The sequence below is a fragment of the Nocardiopsis protaetiae genome (assembly GCF_045446735.1).
GTDB lineage: Bacteria > Actinomycetota > Actinomycetes > Streptosporangiales > Streptosporangiaceae > Nocardiopsis > Nocardiopsis protaetiae.
On sequence record NZ_JBJJBV010000053.1, the window covers coordinates 1 to 25,853 of the forward strand.

General features: G+C 76.5%; 12 protein-coding genes. 8 read left to right on the forward strand and 4 right to left on the reverse strand.

What is annotated here, in order from left to right; genetic code table 11:
* From ACJOT3_RS11150 to ACJOT3_RS11175, 6 genes are all read left to right on the forward strand, one after another.
* Nucleotides 1–514: alpha/beta fold hydrolase (locus ACJOT3_RS11150; protein ID WP_406971619.1), on the forward strand; the 514-nt coding region annotated here is incomplete at its 5' end.
* Nucleotides 515–627: 113 nt separating this feature from the next.
* Nucleotides 628–1,527, forward strand: a complete 900-nt coding sequence (locus ACJOT3_RS11155) for a LysR family transcriptional regulator (RefSeq protein WP_406971621.1) — start codon at nt 628–630, stop codon at nt 1,525–1,527.
* Nucleotides 1,528–1,877: 350 nt separating this feature from the next.
* A complete protein-coding gene (locus ACJOT3_RS11160) occupies nt 1,878–3,596 on the forward strand; it encodes an ABC transporter substrate-binding protein (RefSeq protein WP_406971623.1) in 1,719 nt (572 codons plus the stop codon).
* A gap of 4 nt (nt 3,597–3,600) precedes the next feature.
* On the forward strand, nt 3,601–4,539 hold the full coding sequence (locus ACJOT3_RS11165) for an ABC transporter permease (protein ID WP_406971625.1): 939 nt from the start codon (nt 3,601–3,603) through the stop codon (nt 4,537–4,539).
* Nucleotides 4,536–5,399, forward strand: coding sequence for an ABC transporter permease (locus ACJOT3_RS11170; protein ID WP_406971627.1), 864 nt, complete (start codon nt 4,536–4,538; stop codon nt 5,397–5,399). Before ACJOT3_RS11165 ends, ACJOT3_RS11170 begins: the two co-directional genes overlap by 4 nt.
* Complete coding sequence (locus ACJOT3_RS11175) at nt 5,396–7,243, forward strand: dipeptide ABC transporter ATP-binding protein (protein ID WP_406971629.1); 1,848 nt, start codon at nt 5,396–5,398, stop codon at nt 7,241–7,243. The genes ACJOT3_RS11170 and ACJOT3_RS11175 overlap by 4 nt, the downstream gene beginning before the upstream one ends.
* Nucleotides 7,244–7,282: 39 nt before the next feature.
* Here the strand turns inward: ACJOT3_RS11175 and ACJOT3_RS11180 are convergent, their stop codons facing one another.
* Complete coding sequence (locus ACJOT3_RS11180; RefSeq protein ID WP_406971631.1) at nt 7,283–8,515, reverse strand: RNA-guided endonuclease InsQ/TnpB family protein; 1,233 nt, start codon at nt 8,513–8,515, stop codon at nt 7,283–7,285.
* A 142-nt stretch (nt 8,516–8,657) separates the two neighbouring features.
* On the opposite strand from ACJOT3_RS11180, the gene ACJOT3_RS11185 reads away from it, so the two are divergent.
* Together ACJOT3_RS11185 and ACJOT3_RS11190 are read left to right on the forward strand one after the other, a co-directional pair.
* Entirely contained in the window at nt 8,658–9,440 is a 783-nt protein-coding gene (locus ACJOT3_RS11185) for an SDR family NAD(P)-dependent oxidoreductase (protein ID WP_406971633.1), read from the forward strand.
* A 65-nt stretch (nt 9,441–9,505) separates the two neighbouring features.
* A complete protein-coding gene (locus tag ACJOT3_RS11190) occupies nt 9,506–9,910 on the forward strand; it encodes an ester cyclase (protein WP_406971635.1) in 405 nt (134 codons plus the stop codon).
* A gap of 60 nt (nt 9,911–9,970) precedes the next feature.
* Here the strand turns inward: ACJOT3_RS11190 and ACJOT3_RS11195 are convergent, their stop codons facing one another.
* From ACJOT3_RS11195 to ACJOT3_RS11205, 3 genes are read right to left on the reverse strand one after another with little or no spacing between them, the layout of a single operon-like run.
* The gene (locus ACJOT3_RS11195; protein WP_406971637.1) at nt 9,971–10,726 is read right to left on the reverse strand and encodes an SDR family NAD(P)-dependent oxidoreductase; all 756 of its coding nucleotides are present in this window, start codon (nt 10,724–10,726) and stop codon (nt 9,971–9,973) included.
* A complete protein-coding gene (locus ACJOT3_RS11200; RefSeq protein WP_406971639.1) occupies nt 10,723–17,022 on the reverse strand; it encodes a type I polyketide synthase in 6,300 nt (2,099 codons plus the stop codon). Before ACJOT3_RS11200 ends, ACJOT3_RS11195 begins: the two co-directional genes overlap by 4 nt.
* 6 nt (nt 17,023–17,028) lie before the next feature.
* Entirely contained in the window at nt 17,029–25,809 is an 8,781-nt protein-coding gene (locus ACJOT3_RS11205; protein WP_406971641.1) for a type I polyketide synthase, read from the reverse strand.
* Nucleotides 25,810–25,853: the final 44 nt, after the last annotated feature.

Below are 25,853 nucleotides of genomic sequence, written 5' to 3' on the forward strand. Positions count from 1 at the left end.
CGGGGCCACGGCCGCGGCGGTCCTGGCGCCGGGCCTGGAGGGTGTGGACGCCCTCCTGCTCGCCGGGCTCGTGCCGCCCGGCGCCCGGGCACCGCGTGTGGGCGGCACCTGGCAGGCCGAGCTGGAGGCGCGGACCTCCTGCCCCACCCACCGGGGCGTCCTGGACGGGGACCGCCGCTTCGAACGCGGTGCCCTCGGCGCCCCGCTGCCGCCGGCGCTCGCCGAGGCGGCCCTGCGCCCCTCCGACCTGCCGACCCTGCTCCTGCACGGGCAGCAGGACCCGGTCGCCCCGGCCCGGGAGGTGTTCGCCGCCCTGGGCGGCCCCGCCGCGACCCGCACCGTCCTGGTGGCGGACGGCCGGCACGACGTCCTCAACGACATCTCCCACCGCAGCGTGGCGGCGGCCGTGGTGCTGTTCCTGGAGAGCCTGCGGCTGGGCCCGGGTCTGCCCGACATCGTGCACGCCCCGGACCGGTCGGCGGACCCGTACCGGTCCCCCGCCGGGACGGGCTGAGGCGGGCCCGGAACCGGGCACGCAGAGCAGCGGATCGGACACCCAGGGAAGTGGTGGGGTACGAGAGTCCCTTGACTCCAGTATTTCCTACTTTTCTGGGCTAAATTGTAGGTATGAGTCCTCAGTTCGATCTCGTCCACCTGCGGACCTTCGTGGCCATCGCCGACTGCGGTGGCTTCGGCCGGGCGGCGTCCGTGCTGCGAACGAGCCAGCCCTCCGTCAGCCAGCACGTGCGCGCCCTGGAGCGCGCCGTGGGCCGCCCCCTGGTCGAGCGCAGCGGCCGGTCGACCCGGTTCACGCCGGCCGGCGAGGCGCTGCTCGCCGAGGCCCGCTGCATCCTGGCCGTCCACGACGCCGCGGTGCGCCGACTGGCCGAGGTGCCCGCCTCCAGCCTCACGTTCGGGGCCACCGAGCACGCGGCCGACCACGTGCTGCCCACCCTGCTCACCGAACTGCGCCCGCTCTTCCCCGGCCGGGACCTGGTCTTCCGCCTCGACCGCTCGACCGAGCTGGCCGAGGACGTCGGCCGGGGCGCCCTGGACCTCGCGCTCATCCTGGGCAGCGGTTCGCCGGTGGGCGCGGTGGAGGTGGGCGCGCTACCGCTGCTGTGGCTGTCCTCCCCGGACTGGTCGCTGCACGACGACGGCGACCAGCTGTCGGTGGTGGCCTTCCAGGAACCGTGCAACCTGCGCCAGCAGGCGCTGCGGGCACTGGAGGTGACGGGGCGGGCGGTGCGGATCGCCGCCGAGGCCACCAACCTGGAGGGCGTCCTGGCCGCGGCCCGGGCGGGCCTGGGGGTGGCCCTGCTGCCCGTCGTGCGCTCCATCCCGGCGGGCCTGGTCCGGGTGGGCGGGCTGCCCGAGCAGGGGTCGGTCCCGCTGCGGCTGGCGGCGCGGCGCGGCCTGGACCCCGAACCGGAGCGGGTGGCGGCGACGGCCCTGCGGCGGTTCTTCCGCGACTCCACGGCGCCGCCGGTGGACGGTCTCGCCCGTCCCCTGAGCCCGGCCACCTGAACCGCCGGGCGGGGCCCCGCGGCCGGGAATTTCCCCCGAGAACCGTCCGCATAAGAAATTCGGATGGCCCCGCATAAGCACCGGCTATTGTTCCGGGTGATCTGCATTACGCCACGGGTCGAAAAACGGAGCAAAGGGACTCCGACTGTTGACCGACCACCCTGGCATGTGGTGTGATCTGGCACGGGAGACGAGAGGTCCGCACATGTGCGGACCCGAAAAGACTCCTTGAATTTCCGGGATAACCCCCGCACGACGCTCTCGGAACCATTCCCGAAAAACCTCTCTGCAACCGCTCCGAGAAATTCGGGAGCGCCTTCTTTTCTGCCAGCGCACGACAGGATCCCCCTATGTCCCACACCGACCCCCCTCTCTCCGATCCCGCCGCCGGGACCGCCGCCCCCCGGCGGCTGCGCTCGCGCCGCCGCCCGCTGCTGCTGGCCGCCGGGGCCGCGGCCGTCGCCGTCGCGGTGGCCGCCGCCGTCCTGTACGCCCGCGGCGGGCAGACGCAGGAGAGCGCCGCGGGCGACACCGAGGGCCCCGTCTCCGGCGGCACCCTCGTGTACGGCATCGCGGGCACCCAGGTCACCCTGGATCCCGCGGTGGCCGCCACCGCCGTCACCGGGCTCATCGACCGCAACATCTTCGACTCCCTGGTCGCCCAGACCGGGCCCGACGAGTTCGAGCCGTGGCTGGCCGAGTCCTGGGATGTCTCCGAGGACGGCACCGTCTACACCTTCACCCTGCGCGAGGGCGTGGTCTTCCACGACGGGACGCCCCTGGACGCCGAGGCAGTCAAGCGCTCCCTCGACCACGTGGTGGACCCCGACACGCAGTCGGCCTACGCGGCCTCCCTCATCGGCCCCTACGCCGGGTCGCGGGTCGTCGACGAGCTGACCGTCGAGGTGGAGCTGGAGCGGCCCTTCACCCCGTTCCTCCAGGCCCTGTCCGTGCCCTACCTGGGCATCCAGAGCCCGCAGGCGCTGGACCGGCCCGCCGAGGAGTACGAGCCGGTGGGCACCGGCCCCTTCTCCTTCGTGTCCTGGGAGCAGGACAGCCGGGTCACCCTGGCCCGCAACCCCGACCACTCCTCCCCGCGCCCGGACGCCGCCAACGACGGCCCCGCGCACCTGGAGGAGCTGGTCTTCGAGTTCGTCCAGGAGGACGCCACCCGGTACGGGGCACTGACCTCGGGAGAGGTCCACGGCATCGCCGGGGTGCCCACCCTGAACGCCGACGAGGTCGAGGCCGCCGAGGGGTTCGTCCTCACCGTGCAGCACACCCCGGGCCTCAACTACAACCTGTACCTGAACCAGACCGGGGGCCCGCTCGCCGACGTCACCGTGCGCCGCGCCCTGGCCGCGTCCATCGACGTCGACCAGCTGGTGGGCAGCGTCTACAAGGGCCACTACCCGGTGGCCGACAACCCGCTGAGCGAGCTCACCGCGGGCTACGACCCCCAGGCGTCCGGCGCCGCCACCGGGTACGACCCCGAGGAGGCGGGCCGGCTGCTGGACGAGGCCGGGTGGGACGAGGTCGACGACGAGGGGTTCCGCACCCGCGACGGCGAGCGCCTGAGCCTGGTGTGGCCCTACTGGGCCGAGGGCACCCGCGACCAGCGCGAGGTGCTGGCCGAGGGCATCCAGGCCCAGGCCGCCGAGGTCGGCATCGAGATCCAGCGGCCCACCGTGGACACCGGCACCTTCGTCGACGAGCACCTCATCGGCGGCGGCTACGACCTGGTGGACGTCAGCTTCGCCCGGCCCACCCCGGACGTGCTGCGGTTCGCGTTCCACTCGGAGAACACCTACGCCAACGCGGGCGGCAACGTCGCCCTGCTGACGGAGGACGACATCGACTCCTGGGTCACCGAGGCCGCGGCCACCGCCGACCCCGAGGAGGCCGCGGAGCTGTACTCCCTGGTCCAGCACAAGGTGCTGGAGGAGGCCTACATCGTGCCGCTGTACACGCCCGTCAACCTGACCGGCTTCTCCACGGACGTCCAGGGGCTGGCCTTCGACGAGCAGACCTACCCGGTCTTCCACGACGCCTGGCTGTCGGAGGAGTGAGCCCATGCCGGCACCGGCACGGTGGTTGGCGCGCCGCCTCCTGGCGTCCCTGCTCGTGGTGTGGGGGACGGCGACCCTGGCCTTCGCCGGCATGGCCCTGATCCCCGGCGACCCCGCCCGCGCCATCGCGGGCGGGGTCCAGGCCACCGCCTCGCCGCAGGTCCTGGACGCCGTCCGGGAGGCCTACGGGCTCGACAACCCCTGGTGGGTCCGGTACACGGCGTTCCTGGGGCGGCTGGTCCGCGGCGACCTGGGGTACTCCTACCAGCTCGACCGGCCGGTGGCCGAGGTGGTGGGCGAGCAGTTCGGGGCCAGCGCCGCCCTGGCCCTGGGCGGGGCGGCGCTGGGCCTGGGCCTGGCGGTCGGGCTGGCCCTGCTGACGGCGGGGCGGCCCCGGCTGCGGGCCCTGGCCCACGCCTTCGAGTTCGTGTCGATCTCCACCCCCTCCTTCTGGATCGGGGTGCTGCTGCTCGCCGCCTTCGCGTTCGGCCTGGGCTGGTTCCCGGTGCTGGGCGGCAACGGCCTCGCCGCGCTGGTCCTGCCCTGGGCCACCCTGGGGCTGTCCATCGCGGGCCTGCTGGCGCAGGTGACCCGGGAGGGCCTCGAACGCGCCCTGGACCAGCCGTTCGCGCTGACCGTGCTGGCCCGCGGCGCCTCGGGGAACCGGCTGCGGCTGCGCCACGCGCTGCGCCACGCCTGCCTGCCGGTGCTGACCCTGTCGGGCTGGGTGCTCGGCAACCTCATGGGCGGGGTCGTGGTGGTGGAGGCGGTCTTCGCCCGCCAGGGCGTGGGCAGGGTGCTGGTGTCCGCGGTCAACGGGCGCGACCTGCCGGTGGTCATCGGGGTGGCGATCCTCGGCGCGGTGGTGTTCTCCCTGATCGGAATCGTGCTGGACCTGGTCTACCGGGTCGTGGACCCGCGGCTGCGGGAGGAGATCGCGTGAGCGCCCCGGTGGTCATCGGACCGTCCCGCCCGCGCCCCGCGGGCCGGCGCCGCCCCCTGCCGCCGGTGGGCGTCCTCGCCGCGGCGGCGTTCCTGGCCGTGGCGGCGGTGGCGGCGGTCGCGCCCGACCTGCTGGCCGGGCCGCACCACACCGTGGACCCCGCCGCCGCGCTGCTGGGCCCCTCGTGGGAACACCCCCTGGGCACCGACCAGCTGGGGCGCGACGTGTGGGCGCGCGTCGTGCACGGTGCCCGCGCCTCCCTGGCGGTGGGCCTGGGCGCGACCGTGCCCGCCGCCGTGATCGGTTCGCTGTGGGGGCTGCTGGCGGCGCTCGGCGGGCCGGTCGTGGACCGGATCGCGATGCGGATCGCCGACGTGTTCCTGTCCTTCCCCGACATCCTCGTGGCGCTGCTGGTCGTCGCGATCCTGGGTCCGGGGACGGTGAACGTGGCGGTGGCCCTCACCGTCGCCCTGTCCCCGGGGTTCGCGCGGGTGGTGCGGGTGCAGACCCATGTGGTGCGCCGCTCCTCCTACGTACGGGCCGCCGTGAACCTGGGGGTGCACCCGGCGCGGATCGTGCTGCGGCACACCGCCCCCAACGTCCTGCTGCCCCTGCTGGCCCTGGCCACGATGAACGTCGGGACCGCGCTCATCGCCGGGGCCTCGCTGGGTTTCCTGGGGCTGGGCCCGCAGCCCCCGCAACCGGAATGGGGGGCGATGCTCGCCCAGGCCCGCAACTACCTGGGTGCGTCGTGGACGCTGGGGCTGTTCCCCGGCGCCGCGATCACCCTGACCGTGATGTCGGTGACCGTGGTCGGCCGGGCCCTGCGGGACCGGTTCGAGGCCGGTGAGGACGCGTGAGCCGGCCGCTGGCCCGGATCAGGGGCCTGTCGGTGGACTTCCCGGGCCGCCGGGCGACGGTCGCCGCGGTCCGGGACGTGTCCCTGGACGTGCACGCCGGGCGGTGCCTGGCCGTGGTCGGGGAGTCGGGGTCGGGCAAGAGCGTCACCGCCCGCGCCCTGCTGGGGCTGGCGGGGGCGCGGGCCGAGGTGCGCGCCGATGAGCTGTCCTTCAGCGGTGTCGACCTGCGCGCGCTCGACGAGCGCCGGTGGCGGTCGCTGCGCGGGCGGCGCGTCGGGTACGTCCTCCAGGACGCGCTGACGTCGCTGGACCCGCTGCGGCGGGTGGGCGACGAGGTGGCCGAACCGCTGGAGGTGCACCGGCTCGCCACCGCGGCGGAACTGGACGAGCGGGTGCCCGCGCTGCTGCGCGAGGCGGGCGTGCCCGATCCGGCCGCGCGGATGTTCCAGTACCCGCACGAGCTGTCGGGGGGTCTGCGCCAGCGGGCGCTGATCGCCTCGGCCCTGGCCGCCGACCCCGAGCTGGTGATCGCCGACGAGCCCACGACCGCCCTGGACGTGACGGTGCAGGCGCAGATCCTGGACCTGCTCGCGGCCCGCCGGGCGCGGGGCGGCGCGCTGCTGCTCATCAGCCACGACCTGGCGGTGGTGGCCGGGCTGGCCGACGAGATCGCCGTCATGTACGCGGGCCTGGTGGTGGAGCGCGGGCCGGCGGGACAGGTGCTGGCCGCGCCCGCCCACCCCTACACGGCCGAGCTGCTGGCGGCGGCGCCCACCCTGGAGGGGCCGGTGCCCGTCGGGCAGGCCACGGCGCCCACCGCGCCGGCGGCGGAGCGGGGCTGCCCGTACGCGCCGCGCTGCCCGCTGGCCGACGACGGCTGCCGCGCGGAGCTCCCGCCGCCCACGGCGTGGGAGGGGGACCGCGAGGTCCGCTGCCGGCACGCGGGCGTCCCCCTGCCCGGGCCCGCCGGTCCGGTTGACGCGGCCCCGCCCGTCGCCGTGCCGGGCCCGGGGGAGGACACGGCGGGGGACGGCGGGGCGGCCCCGGTGCCGGTGCTGGAGGCGGTCGGCCTGACCAAGACCTACCGCTCCCCGGGCGGCGGCACCCGGACGGCGGTCCGGGACGTGTCCCTGGCCCTGGCCCCCGGGGAGGCGCTGGGCGTGGTCGGCGGCTCCGGGTCGGGCAAGAGCACGGTGGCCCGGCTGCTGATGGCGGAGTTCGGTGCCGACGCCGGGAGCGTGTCGCTGGCCGGTGAGCCGTGGAGCGGGCCGCCCGAGCGGGCGCGCCGCCCCCGGCGCCACCGCATCCAGCTCGTCGACCAGGACCCGCTCGGGTCGTTCGACCCCCGGTTCGCTGTCGGCCGGGTGATCGCCGAGGCCCTGGAGCGCCGCGTGCCGCGCGCCGAACGCCCCGCCGAGGTGGCGCGCCTGCTGGAGGCGGTGGGCCTGGACCCGGCGCTGGCCGGGCGCTCCCCCGCCCGGCTCTCCGGCGGTCAGCGCCAGCGGGTGGCGATCGCCCGCGCCCTGGCCCCGGGCCCGGACGTGCTGGTCTGCGACGAACCGGTGTCGGCGCTGGACGTGACGGTGCAGGCGCGCATCCTCGCGCTGCTGGGGCGGCTGCGCCGCGAGACCGGCACCGCCCTGGTGTTCATCTCCCACGACCTGGCCGTGGTCCGCAGGGTGTGCGACCGGGTCGCGGTCATGCAGGACGGCCGGATCGTGGAGACCGGCCCGGCGGAGGAGGTCCTGCGCTCCCCCGCCCACCCCTACACGCGGTCGCTGCTGGCGGCGGTCCCCCGACCGGTCCCGCCCGCGGCCGCCGCACCGACGAAAGGCCTGACTTGACTTCCTCCCCCTCCTGGAGGAGGGGGATTGCGGAACCACCTACCGGTGGTTCGGGGCGTTCGCCCCGCCGCGGGTCGCCCCGTGGCCTTCCTGCTTCGACACCGACCGCCCCGTCCGGGAGGACTCCCGTTGAGGTCTCACACCGGCTCCACAGGCAGCAACGGCCAGCCCGGCCGCCCTGATGTTGTTCGCCGCGTTCACATCCCGGTCATGGACGATCCCGCACCGGGGACAGATCCACTCCCGCACGTCCAGCGGCAGCCTCTCGTGCACATGCCCGCACCCGGGGGCCGAACACAACCGGGTGGAGGGGAAGAACCGGTCCACCACGACCAGCTCCCGCCCGTACCAGTCCGCTTTGTACTCCAGCATCGACCGCAGCTCCGACCACGCCGCGTCGGAAACGGCGCGGGCCAGGGCGCGGTTCTTGACCATGGCGCGCACGGTCAGGTCCTCGATCACGACCACTTGGTTTTCGCGGACGAGACGAGTGGTGAGCTTGTGCAGGAAATCCTTCCGGCGGTCGGCGATCCGAGCGTGCACCCGCGCCACCCTGGTGCGGGCCTTGCCCCGGTTCGCCGACCCCTCCTGTTTGCGCGACAGCGCCCGCTGGGCCTTGGCGAGCCGGGCACGGTCGGCCCGCTCGTACCGGGGGTTGGTGACCTTCTCGCCCGTGGACAGGGTGACCAGCGAGGTGATGCCGGCGTCGATACCCACCGCGTCGTTGGGCGCGGGATCAGCATCGACGGTGTCCTCGCAGAGCAGCGATACGAACCAGCGTCCGGCCGCATCCCGGGACACCGTCACCGTGGACGGGGTCGCACCTGCCGGGAGCGGGCGGGACCAGCGGATGTCCAAGGGTTCGGCCATCTTCGCCAGGGTGAGTTCCCCATCGCGGTAGCGGAACGCGCTGGGGGTGTACTCCGCCGACGCCCGCGACTTCTTACGCGACTTGAAACGCGGGTACCGCGCCCGGCCCGCGAAGAAGTTGGCGAACGCGCCCTGCAGGTGCCGCAGCGTCTGCTGCAACGGCACCGAGGACACCTCGGACAGGAAGGCGAGGTCGTCGGTCTTCTTCCAGCCGGTGAGCATCGCCGAGGTCGCGTTGTAGTCGACCCGCTCCTGGCGCTGGTACCAGGCCCGGGTGCGGGCGGCCAGTGCTTTGTTGTAGACGAGGCGGACACACCCGAACGTGCGCGACAGCTCCGCCGCCTGCGCACCTGTGGGGTAGAAGCGGTACCGGAACGCCCGCTTCACCGTTCTCCTGGTCATGCTCCGCACTGTAGCGATCCGGTTACCTCGGTGTGAGGGAAACCGGGGAAGTCATCGAAAACACGAACGAGAACACGATTTGCGAGAGGAGACGGGTGTTTCCTCCCCGCCCTGAAGGACGGGGCCCACACCCAACAACCAGATGAGCAGTGCACAGGACGAGGTCCGCCGGGCCGTGGTGGTCACCGGGGCCGCCTCGGGTATCGGGCGCGCCACCGCGGAGCTGTTCGCCGAGCGCGGCCACGGCGTGGTCGCGGTCGACGTCTCCGAGGCCGGGCTCAAGGCGCTCGCCGACACCGAGGGGGTGGTCCCCCTGGTCGGCGACGTGTCCGGGGAGGCCGCCAACGAGGACGCGGTGTCGCTGGCGCTGGAGCGGTTCGGCCGCCTGGACGCGGTCGTGCTCAACGCCGGGATCGGCGGCACCCCGCCGCTGGAGTCGCCGGGCGCGGTCGAGCTGGCCGAGCACATCATCGGGGTCAACCTGGTGGGCCCGATCCGGGGGCTGCGGGCGGCGCTGCCCGCGCTGCGCGACACCCGGGGTTCGGCGGTGGTCACCGCGTCGGTGGCCGGGCTGCGCGGCGACCCCGGCAACTGGGCGTACAACGCCACCAAGGGCGCGCTGGTGAACCTGGTGCGGGCCACCGCGCTGGACCACGCCCGCCAAGGGGTGCGCGTCAACGCCCTGGCGCCAGGGCTGACCCGCACCGGGATCACGGCGGGCGTCACCCGCGACCCCGGGGTGCACGCGGCCATCGCGCGGCGGATCCCGCTGGGCAGGTTCGCCGAACCCCGCGAGCAGGCGGAGGCGATCTGGTTCCTGGCCTCCCCGGCCGCCTCGTACATCACCGGGACGACCCTGGTGGCCGACGGCGGGCTGGACGCCAACCTGGGCATCCTGCCGCTGCCCGGCGACCCCCTGGCCTGACCCCCGGCCCGGCCGCCCGGCCGGGCGCACGCACACGCAGCACCGACACCCTACGGAGGAGACCCATGTCGACGACCGAGACCAACCGGGCCGCGGCCCGCCGCTTCTACGAGGAGGTGGTGTCCCAGGGCAGGCTGGAGGTCCTGGACGAGATCGTGGCCGAGGACGGGCACGACGCCGCCGCCGGGGGGCTGCGGGGCCGGGACGGTTTCGTGGAGCACATCACCTGGCTGCGGCAGGCGGTGGAGGGGGTCACCGCGACGGTGACCGACACCGTCGCCGAGGGCGACCGGGTGGTCGTGTACTGGACCATCGAGGGCGTCCAGCGCGGCGAGGTGTTCGGGGCCCCGCCGTCGGGGCGGCGCTTCGTCGGGCAGAGCATCAGCACGATCCGGTTCCGGGACGGGCGGATCGTGGAGTACGAGGTGCTGCCCGACCGGTTGGGGATCGTGCACCAGCTCGTGGGCTGACCCGGCCCCGGGGAGGACCGGCGATGGCCGGTCCTCCCCGGCTTTCCAGGATCGGGCTTTTCACGGCGGGGCGAGGAGCCCGGTGGAGGCGGTGAGGCCGCCGTCCACGGGCAGGACCGCGCCGGTGATGTAGGAGGCGGCCGGGGAGGCCAGGAACCAGATCGCCTCGGCCTGCTCCCGGGCGCGCGCCCACCGCCGCAGGGGGATGCGCGCGGTCAGCGCGGCGGCGAGGGCGGGGTCCTCCCGGTGGGGTGCGGTGCGCGGGGTGTCGGTGAGCCCCGGGGCGACGGCGTTGACCCGCACGCCCCGGCCCGCCTGCTCCAGGGCGACGGAGCGGACCAGGTTGACCACCCCGGCCTTGGCGGCGTTGTAGGACCACAGCCCGGGGTCCCCCGCCAGGCCCGACACCGAGGCGGTGACCACCGCCGAGCCCTGTGCGTCGCGCAGCGCGGGCAGGGCGGCGCGCAGCCCGAGGGCGACCGCGCGCAGGTTGACGTCCACGATGCGGTCGAAGCGCTCCAGCGCCCCGGGTTCCTCCAGGGGGCGGGTCGCGCCGATCCCGGCGTTGAGCACGACCGCGTCCAGGCGGCCGAACCGCTCCAGCGCCAGGGCCACGGCCGCCTCGGGCACCTCCGGGTCGGTCACGTCGCCGGCCAGGGGGACGACGGGGGCGGGACCGGCCGTGCCGGTGAGCGCGGCCAGCCCCTGCCCGTCGGTGTCCACGGCGACCACGCCGTGGCCGCGTTCGGCGAACAGCTCGGCGGCGGCGCGGCCGATACCGACGGCCGCGCCGGTCACCACCACCGAGCGGGTCACCCCTCGCGCTCCGCGAGCCAGGCGCGGACGGCGGCGGCGGTGGTGCCGGTGTCCTCCTCCAGGGTGGTGAAGTGGTCGCCGGGGATGTCCACCGCCGAGTACGGGACCGGCCAGTAGGCCCGCCAGTCGCGGGGGCCGTCCACGGTGGTGCCGCGCAGGGCGGTCAGCGCCCGCAGCAGCAGGATCGGGGTGCGCACCGGCCCCGGCCTCCAGTGCTGGAAGAGCCGGTTGTAGGTGCCCATGGTGGTGAGGCGCTCGTCGTGCAGGGCCAGGTCGAACCGGTCGATCCGCTCCAGCATCCCGGTGATCATGGCGTCGATCCACCACTCCATGCCGGGTTCGGTGGCGGCGTCGATGGGATAGCTGTCGATCAGCAGCATGCCCTCGGGGACGGTGCCCTCCTTCTCCAGGGCCTCGGTGACGGCGTGGGCGACGCAGCCGCCCATGGACCGGCCCACCACCACGAACGGGTCGTCGCCCACGGCGGCGCGCAGGGCGTCGACGTTCATCCGCACCAGGGTCTCCACCGAGTCGGGCAGGGGCTGGTCGGCGGCGTCGGTGAAGCCGGGGGCGGCGATGACGTGCACGTCGCGCTCGCCCCGGAACTCGCGGCCGAAGCGGGAGTACTCGTGCGGCCCGGAGATGGCGCTCAGCGCCGGGAAGCACACCACCTTGGTCCTGCCGGGCCCCTGGGCCAGGCGGACCGGGGGCGGGGTGTGCGCGGCGGCCTCCTCCGGCCCGAACAGGCGGCGCACGTGGGAGGAGGCGATGAGCAGCCCGGCGGCCTGGGCGGCCTGGCCGCTCTCGTGGATGCGGCGGTGGATGTCGGCCAGCCCGCTGGAGCCGGCCGGGGCGGGGGCGTCGGCGGCGGCCGCGGGCCCCTCGCCCACCGACCGGTCCAGGAACTCGGCGATGGCCTGCGGGGTGGGGTGGTCGAAGGTGAGGGTGGCGGGCAGGCGCAGCCCGGTGGCGGTGCTCAGGCCGTTGCGGAGCTCGACGGCGCTGAGCGAGTCCAGGCCCAGCTCGATGAGCGCGCGGTCGGCGGGGATGGTGTCGGGGGCGGGGTGGGCCAGGGCGACGCCGGTCTCGGCGCGCACCAGGTCCAGCAGGACCGCCAGCCGGCCGGGGCCGTCGTGCCCGGCGAGCCGGGCGGCCAGGCCGCCGCCGTCGCCGCCGGTGGCGGCCGCCCGGCGGGCGGGCCGGACCAGGGCGCGCAGCAGCGGCGGGACCCCCTCCTGGGCGGTGCGTCCGCGCAGGGCCCGCAGGTCCAGGTCGGCGGGGACCACCAGGGCGGGGGCGTCGGGGGCCAGGGCGGCGTCGAACAGGGCCAGCGCCCGGGCCGTGGGCAGGGAGCGCAGGCCGCCGCGGGCGATCCGGGCCCGGTCGGCGTCGGTGAGGTGGGCGGTCACGCCGCTCTCGCGCTCCCACAGGCCCCAGGCCAGGGAGGCTCCGGGTAGGCCCTGGGCGCGGCGGCGGGCGGCCAGGGCGTCCAGGGCGGTGTTCGCCGCCGTGTAGGCGGACTGGCCGGGGCCGCCGAGGAGCCCGGCGACCGAGGAGAACAGGATGAGCGGGACGGGCCGCCCGCGGGTGAGTTCGTGCAGGTGGAGGGCGCCGTCGACCTTGGGGGCGAGCACCGCCGCCAGGCGCCGGGGGGTCAGGTCCGCCAGCAGGCCGTCGTCGACGGCGCCGGCGGCGTGGACGATGGCGGTGGGCGGGTGCTCGGTGAGCAGCCGGGCCAGGGCCCGCCGGTCGGTGACGTCCACCGCCGCGGCCCTCACCCGGGCGCCGGCCGCCTCCAGCTCCGCGACCAGCTCCGCCGCGCCGGGGGTGTCCGGGCCGCGCCGCCCGGTCAGCACCAGCTCCCGGGTGCCGTGTGTCCGGACCAGGTGCCGGGCCAGCTCGCCGCCCAGACCGCCCAGACCGCCGGTGACCAGCACCGTCCCGGACAGGGCGGCGGCGGTGACCGCCGTTCCCGCTCCACCGGCGGTCGAAGCCGCCGCTTCCGGGTGGGGCACGGGAGCCGTCACACCGCGCGAGCCGCCATCGGTCGCCGCCGTACCGTTCGGGCCGTCACCGGGGGTGTCGGCGATCGGCGGTGCGGTCTCGGGGTCGGCGGGGACGGACCGTTCCGCGCGGACCAGGCGGGGGACCAGGGTGCGGCCGCCGCGGACGGCGAACTGGCCCTCCTGCGCGGCCAGGGCGGCGGCGAGCGCGCCCGGCAGGTGGGGCAGGCCGTCGGCGTCCAGGTCGGCCAGGAGCAGCCGGTCGGGGTGCTCCAGCTGGGCGGAGCGGATCAGCCCCCACACGGGGGCGGCCGCCGGGTCCGGGGCGTCCCCGTCCGCGGCGGCGACGGCGTCGCGGGTCAGGACGAGGAGCCGGGTGGCCGCGGTGTGCTCGGCGGCGAGCCAGCGGCGGACGTCCTCCAGGGCCGGGGCGGGGGCGTCGGCGGGCAGGACCGCGAACGCCGGTGCGGGTTCCCCGGCCGCGAGGGAGTCCGCCAGGGCGGCCGCCCCGGTGTAGGCGGTGGCGGTCACCCCCGCCGCCTTCAGCCCGGCGCGGACGGCGATCCCGCCCTCGTCCAGGACGGCCCAGGCCGCGCGCGGGGGCGCGGCGTCGGGCAGGGCGGTCCACTCCACGGTCAGCAGGGAGTCGCGCGCGGACGCGTCGGCGGCGCGCAGGCGCTCGGCGGAGACCAGGCGGGCCGTGAGGGCGTCGATGGTGACCACCGGCGCGCCGGTGGGGTCGGCGGCCTCCAGGGTCAGGGAGTCGGTGCCGTCCATGAGCACCCGGACCCGCAGCCGGGTGGCGCCGGCGGCGTGGAAGCGGACGCCGCTCCAAGCGAACGGCAGCCGGTTGTGGCCCTCGGGGACGTCGGCCAGGCCGCGCAACGCGGGCAGGTGCACGGCGGCGTCGAGCAGGGCCGGGTGGACGCCGAACGCGGCGGCGCCGTCGTGGTGGGCGTCGGGGAGGGCGACCTCGGCGAACAGTTCGCCGTCGCGCTCCCAGGCGGCCCGCAATCCCTGGAAGGCCGGGCCGTAGGTGAGGCCCGCGGCGGCCAGGTCGGGGTAGACCCCGCTCACGTCGAGGGGTTCGGCGCCCGGGGGCGGCCAGGCGGTGAAGTCGAACCCGGGCGCGGGTTCGGCGGTGTGCAGGACGGCGGTGGCGTGCAGGGTCCACTCGGCGTCGGCCGGGGCGTCCTGGGGGCGGGAGTGGATCCTGGCGATGCGGGGGCCGGTGCCGGGGGCCACCTCGACCTGGAGGTGGACGGCCCGCCGCCCCTCCAGAACCAGGGGCGCGGCGACGACGAGTTCCTCGACGGTGTCGGCCCCGACCAGGTCGCCGGCGTGGACGGCGAGGTCGAGCAGGGCGGTGCCGGGCACGATGACGGTACCGAGCACGGCGTGGTCGGTGAGCCAGGGGTGGGTGGCCGTGGACAGGCGGCCGGTGAGCAGCAGCCCGCCGTCGGCGGGGGTGACGGCGGCGGTGAGCAGGGGGTGGTCGGCGGCGCCCAGGCCCAGGTCGCGGGGGTCGCGGACGCCGTCGGCGACGGGGTCGGCCCACAGGCGTTCGCGCTGGAAGGCGTAGGTGGGCAGCGGGACCGGGCGGGCGCCCGCGGGCAGGACCGCCGACCACTCCACGGGGACGCCGCGGGTGTGGGCGGCGCCCACGGCGGTGAGCAGGGCGGCCGCCTCGCCGCGTCCCCGGCGCAGGGCCGGGGCCGCCGTGACGTCGTCGGCGTCGAGGGTCCGGGCGGCCAGGGCGGTGAGGACGGCGTCGGGTCCGAGTTCGAGGAACACCCGCGAGCCGGTCCCGTGCGCGGAGCGGACGGCGTCGGCGAAGCGGACTGTGCCGCGCAGGTGCCGCACCCAGTAGTCGGGGTCGGCCAGCTCACCCGGGCGCACGGGTTCACCGGTGGAGTCGGAGATCACCGTGATCGTCGGCTCTGCGAACTCCAGCCCCGCCACGACCTCCCGGAACTCGTCCAGGATCGGTTCCATGAGGTGGGAGTGGAACGCGTGGCTGACGGTGAGCCGCTTGGTCCGCCGCCCCTGCGCCTTCAACGCCTCGGCCACCGCCAGGGTGGGGGTCTCGTCCCCGGAGATCACGATCGCGGTCGGCCCGTTGACCGCCGCGATCCCCACACCGTCGACCTCGGCGAGGGCGGAGGCGACCTCCTCCTCGGTGGCCTCGACGGCGACCATCGCGCCGCCCTCGGGTGCGGACTGCATCAGGCGGCCGCGGGCGGCCACCAGCACGGCGGCGTCCTCCAGGGACAGGGCACCGGCGACGTGCGCGGCGGTGATGCCGCCGATGGAGTGCCCGGCGACCGCCGAGGGGGTGATCCCCCAGGACTCGACCAGGCGGAACAGGGCCGTCTCCAGCGCGAACAGTCCGGCCTGCGTGTACACCGTGCGGTCCAGCTCGGCCGGGTCCGCGTCCCCGGTTCCGAGGGCGACGTCCCGCACCGAGTGCGGCACGTGCCCCTTCAGTTCACGGTCCAGGACCTCCACGGCGGCGTCGAAGGCCGCCGCGAACACCGGGAACCGCGCGTAAAGCTCCCGCCCCGCACCGACCCGCTGGCCGCCCTGCCCGGTGAACAGCACGGTCGGGCGCGGGTCCTCGACGGCGGTGCCGACCGCCGTGCCCGGGGCGGTCCCGCCCTCGGCCAGGGCGTCCAGTCCGGCGAGGAGGCCGTCCCGGTCCCCGGCCACCACCACGGCCCGGTCCTCGAACAGCACCCGGTCGGTGACCAGCGCGTGCGCCACGTCGGCGGCGTCGTGGCCGCCCGCGCGCACGTGCGCGGCCAACCGCTCCGCCTGCGCCCGCAGCGCCCCGGGGCCGCGTCCGGAGACCACCCACGGCAGCGGGCCCACCACTCCCCCGGTACGGGGAGCCGTCTCGGCGTCCTCCCGCGGCGCCTCCTCGATGACGGCGTGGGCGTTGGTGCCGCTCACCCCGAACGCGGAGACGGCCGCCCGGCGCGGACGCTCCGAGCGCGGCCAGGCTCGCGCCTCGGTGAGCAGGGCGACGTCGCCCGCGTCCCAGTCCACGTGCGGCGACGGCGCGTCCACGTGCAGGCTCCGCGGCAGCTTCTCGTGGCGGAGCGCCTGCACGGTCTTGATGATCCCCGAGACCCCGGCGGCGGCCTGGGCGTGCCCGATGTTGGACTTGAGCGACCCCAGCCACAGCGGCCGCCCCTCCGGGCGCCCCTGCCCGTAGGTCGCGATGAGGGCCTGGGCTTCGATGGGGTCGCCCAGGGTCGTCCCCGTCCCGTGCGCCTCCACGGCGTCCACGTCGGCGGCGGCCAGCCCGGCGTCGGCCAGCGCGGCCCGGATCACCCGCTGCTGCGCCGGACCGTTGGGCGCGGTCAGCCCGTTGGACGCCCCGTCCTGGTTGATCGCGGTGCCGCGCACCACGGCGAGCACCCGGTGCCCGTTGCGGCGGGCGTCGGAGAGGCGTTCCAGCAGCAGCGTTCCCACACCCTCGGCCCAGGCGGTGCCGTCGGCGGCCGCCGCGAACGGCTTGCACCGCCCGTCGGGCGCCAGCCCGCGCTGGCGGGAGAACTCCACGAACCCGATCGGGGTGGGCATGACCGCCACTCCCCCGGCCAGGGCCAGGTCGGACTCCCCCGACCGCAGCGAGCGCACCGCCAGGTGCAGCGCCACCAGCGACGAGGAGCAGGCGGTGTCCACGGTGACGGCCGGGCCCTCGAACCCGAACGTGTACGCGATCCGCCCGGACACCACGCTGCCGAGGTTGCCCACGGCCAGGTACCCCTCCAGGTCCTCGGGGACCGGGTCCAGCCGGGCCCCGTAGTCGCTCGTGGCGATCCCGGCGAACACCGAGACGCGGCCGCCGTGCAGCGGACCGGGGTCGATCCCGGCGTGCTCGAACGCCTCCCACGCGGTCTCCAGCAGCAGCCGCTGCTGGGGGTCGGTGGCCAGCGCCTCGCGGCGGGAGATCCCGAAGAAGTCGGCGTCGAAGTCCCCGGGCGCGTCCAGGAACCCGCCGTGGCGGGTGTAGGAGGTGCCGGGCCGGTCCGGGTCGGGGTCGTACAGGGCGTCCAGGTCCCAGCCCCGGTCGTCGGGGAACTCCGAGACCGCGTCGGTCCCGGTGTCCACCAGGTCCCACAGGTCGTCGGGCGAGGCGACGCCGCCGGGCAGTCGGCAGGCCATCCCGACGATGGCGACGGGCTCGCGGGAACGGGACTCCAGTTCGCGCAGCCGGCGCTCGGCCCGCTGCGTTTCGGCCATCGAGCGCTTGAGGTACGCGCGCAGTTTGGCTTCGTCGGCCATCGCGGCTCAGCTCCTGTCGAGAAGGTCGAAGAGTTCGTCGTCGGTGGCGGAGTCCAGGTCGATGTCCTGGCCGCCGGCCGCGGCGCCGTCCAGGCGCGCGGCCAGGGCGCGCAACCGGTCGGCGAGGGCGGGGGCGTCCTCGGCGTCGGCGGACAGGGACTCCTCCAGGTGGTGCAGCGCCTCGGTGACGCCCACGGCGGGGGCGGGGGCACCGTCCCCGTCGTCCTCGGGCGCGAGTTCGGAGATGAGCGCGGCGACGCGTTCGGGGGTGGGGTGGTCGAAGATGAGGGTGGCCGGGAGGGCCAGCCCGGTCGCGGCGCGCAGCCGGTTGCGCAGGTCCACGGCGGTCAGCGAGTCCAGCCCCAGGTCGCGGAAGGCCCGGGCGGGTCCGACCTCGCCGGGGTCGGGGTAGCGCAGGACGGCCGCGGCCTCCTCCCGCACCAGCAGCAGGATCTCGGCCGCGCGGTCGTCCCCGGCCAGTCCGGCCAGACGCCGCCGCAGCGGCGGCAGGGCCTCGGCGGGCTCCTCCGGCAGGGCGGGCGCACCGGCCCGGCCTCCGCCGCTCGCGGCGGCCGCGCGCGGGGCGTCCAGCCAGTAGCGTTCGCGCTGGAAGGCGTAGGTGGGCAGCTCGGCCCGGACCGCCCCGGCGGGCAGGGCCGCCGTCCAGTCGACCGCGGTGCCGCGCACGAACACCTCGGCGAGGGAGAGCAGGAAGCGGTCGTACCCGCCCTCCTCCCGGCGCAGGGTCCCGGTGACGGAGAACGCGGGCCCGGCCGCGGCGTCCAGGGTCTCCTCCACGCTGGCGGTCAGCACCGGGTGGGGGCTGATCTCGACGAACGTGCGGTACCCCTGTCCGGCCAGCGCGCGGGTGGCCTCGGCGAACCGGACGGTGCCGCGCAGGTTGGCGAACCAGTGTTCGGCGTCCAGGGTCGCGGTGTCGATCCAGTCCGCGGTGACGGTGGAGAACAGGGGGACGGTGCCGGTGCGGGGCGCCAGGCCGGCCAGGTCGCGGTCAAGCGCCGCGCGCACCGGGTCGACCAGGGCCGAGTGGGAGGCGTAGTCGACCGGGATGCGGCGGTTGCGCACGCCCTCGGCGTCGAGTTCGGCGAGCAGGTCCACGACGGCGTCGGTCTCTCCGGAGACCACCACCGAACCGGGGGCGTTGACCACGCCGACGGACAGCCGCCCCTCCCAGGGTTCGAGCCGCCTGCGGGCCTCCTCCTCGGGGAGGGCGACGGCGGCCATGGCGCCGCCCTTGACCGACTCGGCGATGGCGCGGCTGCGCAGGGCGACGACCCGGGCCCCGTCCTCCAGGGTGAGCCCGCCCGCGACCACCGCCGCCGCGATCTCCCCCTGCGAGTGGCCGACCACCGCGTCGGGGCGGACACCGTGGGCCTCCCAGAGGGCGGCCAGGGACACCATGACCGCCCACAGGACGGGCTGGACGACGTCGGCGCGCTCCAGGCCGGGGGCGCCGGGGGCCTGGCGGACCACGTCCAGGAGGGAGAAGTCGGTGTGCGGGGCCAGGGCCTCGTGGCAGCGGGTGAGTCGCTCGGCGAACACCGGCGAGGTGTCGAGCAGCCCGGCCGCCATGCCCGCCCACTGGCCGCCCTGGCCGGGGAAGACGAACACGGTGCGGCCGGAGACGTCCGCGGTCCCGCGCACGACCGTGTCGGGGTCGGGGGTCCCCTCGGCCAGGGAGCGCAGCCCGGCCCGCAGTCCGGCGTCCGGTCCGGCGCCGCGGCCGACGACGACGGCCCGTTCGGCCAGGGTCGCGCGGCCGGTGGCCAGGGTGAGCGCGGCGTCGGCGGGGTCCAGGGCCGGGCGGGCCTCGGCGAAGCCGACCAGGCCCACGGCCTGGGAGCGCAGCGCCTCGGCGGTGTGGGCGGACAACACCCAGGGCAGCGGCAGGCCGTCCGACGCCGACGCGCCGCCGGAGGTCCCCGCTCCGTCCGCCGCCGGGCCCGGCGCGACGGTCCGGGGGGCGAGGTCGGCGGGGGGCTCCTCGATGACGACGTGGGCGTTGGTGCCGCTCACCCCGAAGGAGGAGACCCCGGCGCGGCGCACCCGTTCCGAGCGCGGCCAGGGGCGGGCCTCGGTGAGCAGGGAGACCGCGCCCTCGTCCCAGTCCACGTGCGGCGACGGGGCGTCCACGTGCAGGGTGCGGGGCAGCAGCTCGTTGCGCAGGGCCTGGACGACCTTGATGACGCCCGCGCCGCCCGCCGCCGCCTGGGTGTGGGCGATGTTGGACTTGAGCGAACCCAGCCACAGCGGCCGGTCCGCGGGGCGGTCCTGCCCATAGGTGGCGATCAGGGCCTGGGCCTCGATGGGGTCGCCCAGGGTCGTGCCCGTCCCGTGCGCCTCCACCGCGTCCACGTCGGCGGGGCCGAGCCCGGCCGCGCGCAGCGCCTCCCGGATGACCCGCTGCTGGGCGGGGCCGTTGGGGGCGGTGAGGCCGTTGGACGCCCCGTCCTGGTTGACGGCGCTGCCGCGGACCACGGCGAGCACGGGGTGGCCGTTGCGGCGGGCGTCGGAGAGGCGTTCCAGCAGGAGCATGCTGGCGCCCTCGCCCCACCCGGTGCCGTCGGCGGAGGCGGCGAACGCCTTGCAGCGGCCGTCGGTGGACAGGCCGCGCTGTCGGGAGAACTCCACGAAGGTGGTGGGCGTGGCCATCAGGGCCACGCCCCCGGCCAGCGCCAGGTCGGACTCGCCGGTGCGCAGGGACTGGGCGGCCAGGTGCAGGGCGACCAGCGACGAGGAGCAGGCGGTGTCCACGGTCACCGCCGGGCCCTCGAACCCGAACGTGTAGGCCACCCGCCCGGAGGCGACGCTGCCCGCGCTGCCGTTGGCGAGGTAGCCCTCCAGGTCCTCGGGGGCCTGGCCGACCGGTGGCGCGTAGTCGTGGTACATGACCCCGGCGAACACCCCGGTGCGGCTGCCGCGCAGTGACAGCGGGTCGATGCCCGCCCGTTCCAGGGACTCCCAGGCGGTCTCCAGCAGCAGCCGCTGCTGGGGGTCGGTGGCCAGTGCCTCGCGCGGGGAGATCCCGAACAGGGCGGGGTCGAAGTCGGCGGCGCCGTGCAGGAACCCGCCGTGGCGGGTGTAGGAGGTGCCGGGGCGCTCGGGGTCGGGGTCGTAGAGCCCGTCCAGGTCCCAGCCGCGGTCGTCGGGGAACTCCGAGACGGCGTCGGTGCCCGTTTCGAGCAGCCGCCACAGGGCCTCGGGGGTGTCCACACCGCCGGGCAGGCGGCAGGCCGCGCCGACGATCACCACGGGGTCGTCGTCGGGCCGGGGCGCCGCCGGGGCGGCGGGGGCGGGCCCGGGTCGGGTGTCCCCGACGAGCAGGACGCGGAGGTGGTCGGTGAGGGCGGCGATGTCGGGGTGGTCGAAGGTGAGGGTGGCGGGCAGGCGCAGCCCGGTGGCGGCCGACAGGCGGTTGCGCAGGTCCACGGCGGCCAGGGAGTCCAGGCCCAGGTCGGCCAGGGGGCGTTCGGCGGGGATGGCCGCCGGGTCGGGGTGGCCCAGGGCAGTGGCCGTCTCGGCGCGCACCAGGTCGGACAGGACCGCGTCCCGTTCCCGGGGGTCCAGGGCGGACAGCCGGTCGGCGAGCGTGGCGGGGCCGCCGGAGGCCGCGGCGGCGGCCGTGCGGCGGGCGGGGCGGACCAGGGCGCGCAGCACGGCGGGGACGGGGACCGTCCCGTCGCGGAACGCGGCGGCGTCCACCGGCGCCGGGACCAGCTGGGCGGGCGCCTGCGCCACCGCCGGGTCGTCGGGGCCGAAGGCCGCCGTCAGTGCGGCGTCCAGCAGGGCCAGCGCCTCGCCGGTGGGCAGGGGGCGGACCCCGGCGCGGGCCAGCCGGGCCCGGTCGGCGTCGGTGAGGTGGGCGGTCACGCCGCTCTCGCGCTCCCACAGGCCCCAGGCCAGGGAGAGGGCGGGCCGCCCTTCGGCGCGGCGGCGGGCGGCCAGGGCGTCCAGGAAGGTGTTGGCGGCGGCGTAGGCGCCCTGCCCTGCGGTGCCCAGGACCCCGGCGACCGAGGAGAACAGGACCAGGGCGATGGGCCGGTCCCGGGTGAGTTCGTGCAGGTGGAGGGCGCCGTCGACCTTGGGGGCGAACACGGCGTCCAGGCGTTCGGGGGTGAGGGCGTCCAGGGTGGAGTCGTCCACGATCCCCGCGGCGTGGACGATCGCGGTGAGCGGGTGCTCGGCGAGCAGCCGGGCCAGGGCCCGCCGGTCGGTGACGTCCACCGCCGCGGCCCTCACCCGGGCGCCGGCCGCCTCCAGCTCCGCGACCAGCTCCGCCGCGCCGGGGGTATCGGCGCCGCGCCGCCCGGTCAGCACCAGCTCCCGTGTCCCGTGCACGCGCACGAGATGACGGGCCACCTCTCCGCCCAGCCCGCCCAGACCGCCGGTGATGAGCACGGTGCCGCTCAGGTCGGTGTCGGCCGACCGGGAGGCCTCGGCCAGGGTCGTGTCGGCCGCCGCACCGCCCTGGTGCGCGACTCCGGCTGCGGCCGCGCCGCCATCCGAATCGACCGGGACCGTGTCGGCCACGGGTGCCGCTCGGGAAACGGCCGCGTCGATCCGGTCCGTGTCGGTCTCCACACCGCTGCGGCCCGCACCCGTCACCGGGGCCGCGGCCGCGTCGGTGTCCGCACCGGGTGTCGGCTCCGATCGAACGCCACCGTTCGACGGTGCGCGGGTCAGGCGGGGGACGAGGGCGCGGCCCTCGCGCAGGGCGATCTGGGGTTCGTCGGCGGCGACCGCCGCGGCCAGGGCCCCGGCCAGCGCGGCCTCGGAGGCGGCGGTGTCGTCGGTGTCCACCAGGACGAACCGTCCGGGGTGCTCGGCCTGGGCCGAGCGGACCAGGCCCCAGACGGGGGCGGTCGCCAGGTGGGGGGCCTCGTCCGGCCCGGCGGCGACCGCGCCGTGGGTGAGCACGGCCAGCGCTCCGGCGTCGGCGTCGGCCGCGTGGGCGCGCAGCGCCTCGGCCACCTCGCGCGCCGCGGTGTGCGCGGCCTCGGCGTCCTCCTCCAGAGGGCGGGCGACGTCCCACAGGTCGGGGTCGGCGGCGGGACCGCCCGCGGTGTCCGGCAGCGGCGTCCACTCCAGCCGCAGCAGGGGGTCGGTGGACGCCGGGGCCGCGCGGAGCCGGTCGGCGGTGACCGGGCGCAGCAGCAGGGAGCGCACGGAGACGACCGGTGCGCCCTGCGGGTCCCACGCCTCCAGCGCGACCGTGTCGGGGCCCGTCCACTCCAGGCGGACGCGCAGCCGGGTGGCGGCCAGGGCGTGGACCCGCACCCCGTTCCACGCGAAGGGCAGCAGCACCTCCCCCTCGGCGCGGCGTTCGGCGGCGGACAGGGCCGCGGTGTGCAGGGCGGCGTCCAGCAGGGCCGGGTGCAGCGCGAACCCCTCCGTGGCGGTGTCCTCGGGCAGGGCGACCTCGGCCGACCACACGCCGTCGTGCTCCTCGGCGGCGTGCAACCCCTGGAACACCGGGCCGTAGTCGAGCCCGAGGGCGCGCAATCCGGCGTAGACCTCCTCGCCGTCCACCTCGCGCGGCCGGTCCGGGCCCGGGGCGGGCGCGGCGGCGGCCGGGGTCCCGTGGGCGGCCAGGGTGCCCGCCGCGTGCCGGGTCCACGGGGCGTCGGCGGCGGCGTCCTGTTCCCGGGAGTGGATCTCCACCGCGCGCCGCCCGTCGGCGTCCGGTGCGGCGACCGATACCTGGACGTGGACACCGCCCTGCTCGGGGAGCACGAGCGGGGCCTCGATGACCAGTTCCTCGACGGTGTCGGCTCCGGCCTCGTCCCCGGCGCGCAGGGCCAGTTCGACCAGGGCGGTGCCCGGCACGACGACGCGGCCGTGAACGGCGTGGTCGGCGAGCCAGGGCTGCGCGGCCGTGGACAGGCGCCCGGTGAGCACGAACGTCCCGCCGTCGGCGAGCGCGATGGCGGCGCCCAGCAGCGGGTGGCCGGCGGAGGCCAGGCCCAGACCCGCCGGGTCGGTGCCGGCGGGCCGGACCACGGTCCAGAAGCGTTCGCGCTGGAAGGCGTAGGTGGGCAGCGGGACCGTGCGGGCGCCCTCGGGCAGCACGGCCGCCCAGTCGACGGCGGTGCCCCGGGTGTGGAGGCGGCCGACGGCGCCGAGCAGGGTGGTCTCCTCGTCGTGCCCCTTGCGCAGCGCGGGGACGGCGGCGATGTCGTAGTCGGGCAGGATCTCCCCGACCAGGGCGGTCAGGACGGCGTGCGGCCCCAGTTCGAGGAAGGCGCCGACCGGGTCGCCGGTCCGGTCGCCGTGGGCGCGGGCGGAGCGGACGGCGTCGGCGAAGCGCACCGTGCCGCGCAGGTGGCGGACCCAGTAGTCGGGGTCGGCCAGCTCGCCCGGGGACACCGGTTCACCGGTGGAGTCCGAAATAACCGTGATCGTCGGCTCTGCGAACTCCAGCCCCGCCACGACCTCGCGGAACTCGTCGAGGACGGGCTCCATGAGGTGGGAGTGGAACGCGTGGCTGACGGTGAGCCGCTTGGTCCGGCGGCCGTCGGCCTTCAGCCGCTCCGCCACCGCCAGGGTGGGAGCCTCGTCCCCCGAGATGACCACGGCCGTCGGCCCGTTGACCGCCGCGATCCCCACACCGTCGACGTCGATGACGGTCGCCAGGACCTCCTCCTCGGCGGCCTCCACCGCGACCATCGCGCCGCCCTCGGGGAGCGACTGCATCAGGCGGCCCCGGGCGGCCACCAGCACGGCCGCGTCCTCCAGCGACAGGGCACCGGCCACATGCGCGGCGGTGATACCGCCGATCGAGTGGCCCGCCACCACGGCGGGGCTCACACCCCAGGACTCCACGAGCCGGAACAGCGCCGTCTCCAGCGCGAACAGACCCGCCTGCGTGTACACCGTCCGGTCCAGCTCCGCCGGGTCCACACCCTCCGCCCCCAGAAGAACATCCCGCACCGGGTGCGGCACGTGCCCCTCCAGGTTCCGGTCGAGGGCGGCGGCGGCCGCGTCCAGGGCGGACCGGAACACCGGGAACCGCTCGTACAGCTCCCGCCCCGCGCCGACCCGCTGCGCACCCTGCCCGGTGAACAGCACCGCCACCCCCGAGGGGGCGTCCGTGGTGCCGACGGCCACCGCCGGTGTCTCCTGCCCCCGGGCCAGGGCGCGCAGCCCCGCCAGCAGTTCCCCACGGTCCCGCCCGAGCACCACGGCCCGGTTCTCGAATGCGGTGCGCCCGGTGAGCGAGCGGGCGATGTCGGCCGGGGACGCGTCGGCCGCGCGGCCCGCGTGCAGGGCCAGCCGGGCCGCCTGGGCCCGCAGCGCCTGCGGGCTGCGCCCGGAGACCGGCCACGGCAGCAGGCGCCCGCCGTCGGCGGGAGCCGGGGCGGGCTCCACGTTCGGGTCGGCGGCGGGCGCCTCCTCCAGGACCAGGTGGGCGTTGGTGCCGCTCACCCCGAACGCCGACACCCCGGCGCGGCGCACCCGCTCCCCGGCCGGCCAGGGCCGGGCCTCGGTGAGCAGGCGGACGCCGCCCGCCGACCAGTCCACGTGCGGGGTCGGCTCGTCCACGTGCAGGGTGCGGGGCAGCGACCCGTGGCGCAGGGACTCGACGAGTTTGATCACTCCGGCGACCCCGGCGGCGGCCTGGGTGTGCCCGATGTTGGACTTGACCGATCCCAGCCACAGCGGCCGGTCCCCGTCCCGGTTCCGCCCGTAGGCGGCGATGAGCGCCTGGGCCTCGATGGGGTCGCCCAGGGTGGTGGCGGTGCCGTGCGCCTCGACCGCGTCGATCTCGCCGGGGGTGAGTCCGGCGTCGGCCAGGGCGTCGCGGATGACCCGCTGCTGGGCGGGGCCGTTGGGGGCGGTGAGGCCGTTGGACGCCCCGTCCTGGTTGACGGCGCTGCCGCGCACCACCGCCAGGACCGGGTGGCCGTTGCGGCGGGCGTCGGACAGCCGCTCCAGCAGCACCAGCCCGGCGCCCTCGCCCCACCCGGTGCCGTCTGCGGAGGCGGCGAACGCCCGGCAGCGGCCGTCCTCGGACAGGCCGCGCTGGCGGGAGAACTCCACGAACGTCGCGGGCGAGGCCATCACGGTGGCGCCCCCGGCCAGGGCCAGGTCGGACTCCCCCGACCGCAGCGAGCGCACCGCCAGGTGCAGCACCACCAGCGACGAGGAGCAGGCGGTGTCCACGGTCAGGGCGGGGCCCTCCAGCCCCAGGGTGTAGGAGATCCGCCCGGACAGCACGCTGGCCGCGGTCCCGGTGACCAGGTGGCCCTCCACGTTCTCGGGGACCGGTCCGGGGCCGGTGACGTAGTCCTGCCCGTTGGTCCCGGCGAACACGCCGGTGCGGCTGCCGCGCAGGGACCGCGGGTCGATGCCCGCGCGTTCCAGGGCCTCCCAGGCGACCTCCAGCAGCAGCCGCTGCTGCGGGTCGACCGCCGGGGCCTCCCGGCGGGAGATCCCGAAGAACTCGGTGTCGAAGTCGCCCGCGTTCGCCAGGAAGGCGCCGCGGCGGGTGTAGGTGGTGCCGGTGCGGTCGGGGTCGGGGTCGTAGAGCCCGTCCAGGTCCCAGCCCCGGTCGTCGGGGAACGCGCCGACGGCGTCGGTCCCGGTGGCCAGCAGCTCCCAGAACGCCTCGGGGGTGTCCGCGCCGCCGGGGAACCGGCAGGCGGTGCCCACGATCGCGATGGGCTCCGGGCGGTCCTCGCGGACGCTGTGGAGTTCCTCGCGGGTGCGGTGGAGTTCGGCGGTGACCCGCCGCAGGAGGTGTCGGATCCGGTCGTCGTCGCTCACGGTCGTGCCTTCCCAGGGTGTTGCGGTGGGGGTGGTGCGGGGAC

Excerpts from the sequence above, each read along its gene's own strand:
- ACJOT3_RS11155 (WP_406971621.1), top strand. The coding sequence starts at position 628 with ATGAGTCCTCAGTTCGATCTCGTCCACCTGCGGACCTTCGTGGCCATC.
- ACJOT3_RS11160 (WP_406971623.1), top strand. The coding sequence starts at position 1,878 with ATGTCCCACACCGACCCCCCTCTCTCCGATCCCGCCGCCGGGACCGCC.
- ACJOT3_RS11165 (WP_406971625.1), top strand. The coding sequence starts at position 3,601 with ATGCCGGCACCGGCACGGTGGTTGGCGCGCCGCCTCCTGGCGTCCCTG.
- ACJOT3_RS11180 (WP_406971631.1), bottom strand. The coding sequence starts at position 8,515 with ATGACCAGGAGAACGGTGAAGCGGGCGTTCCGGTACCGCTTCTACCCC.
- ACJOT3_RS11185 (WP_406971633.1), top strand. The coding sequence starts at position 8,658 with ATGAGCAGTGCACAGGACGAGGTCCGCCGGGCCGTGGTGGTCACCGGG.
- ACJOT3_RS11190 (WP_406971635.1), top strand. The coding sequence starts at position 9,506 with ATGTCGACGACCGAGACCAACCGGGCCGCGGCCCGCCGCTTCTACGAG.
- ACJOT3_RS11200 (WP_406971639.1), bottom strand. The coding sequence starts at position 17,022 with ATGGCCGACGAAGCCAAACTGCGCGCGTACCTCAAGCGCTCGATGGCC.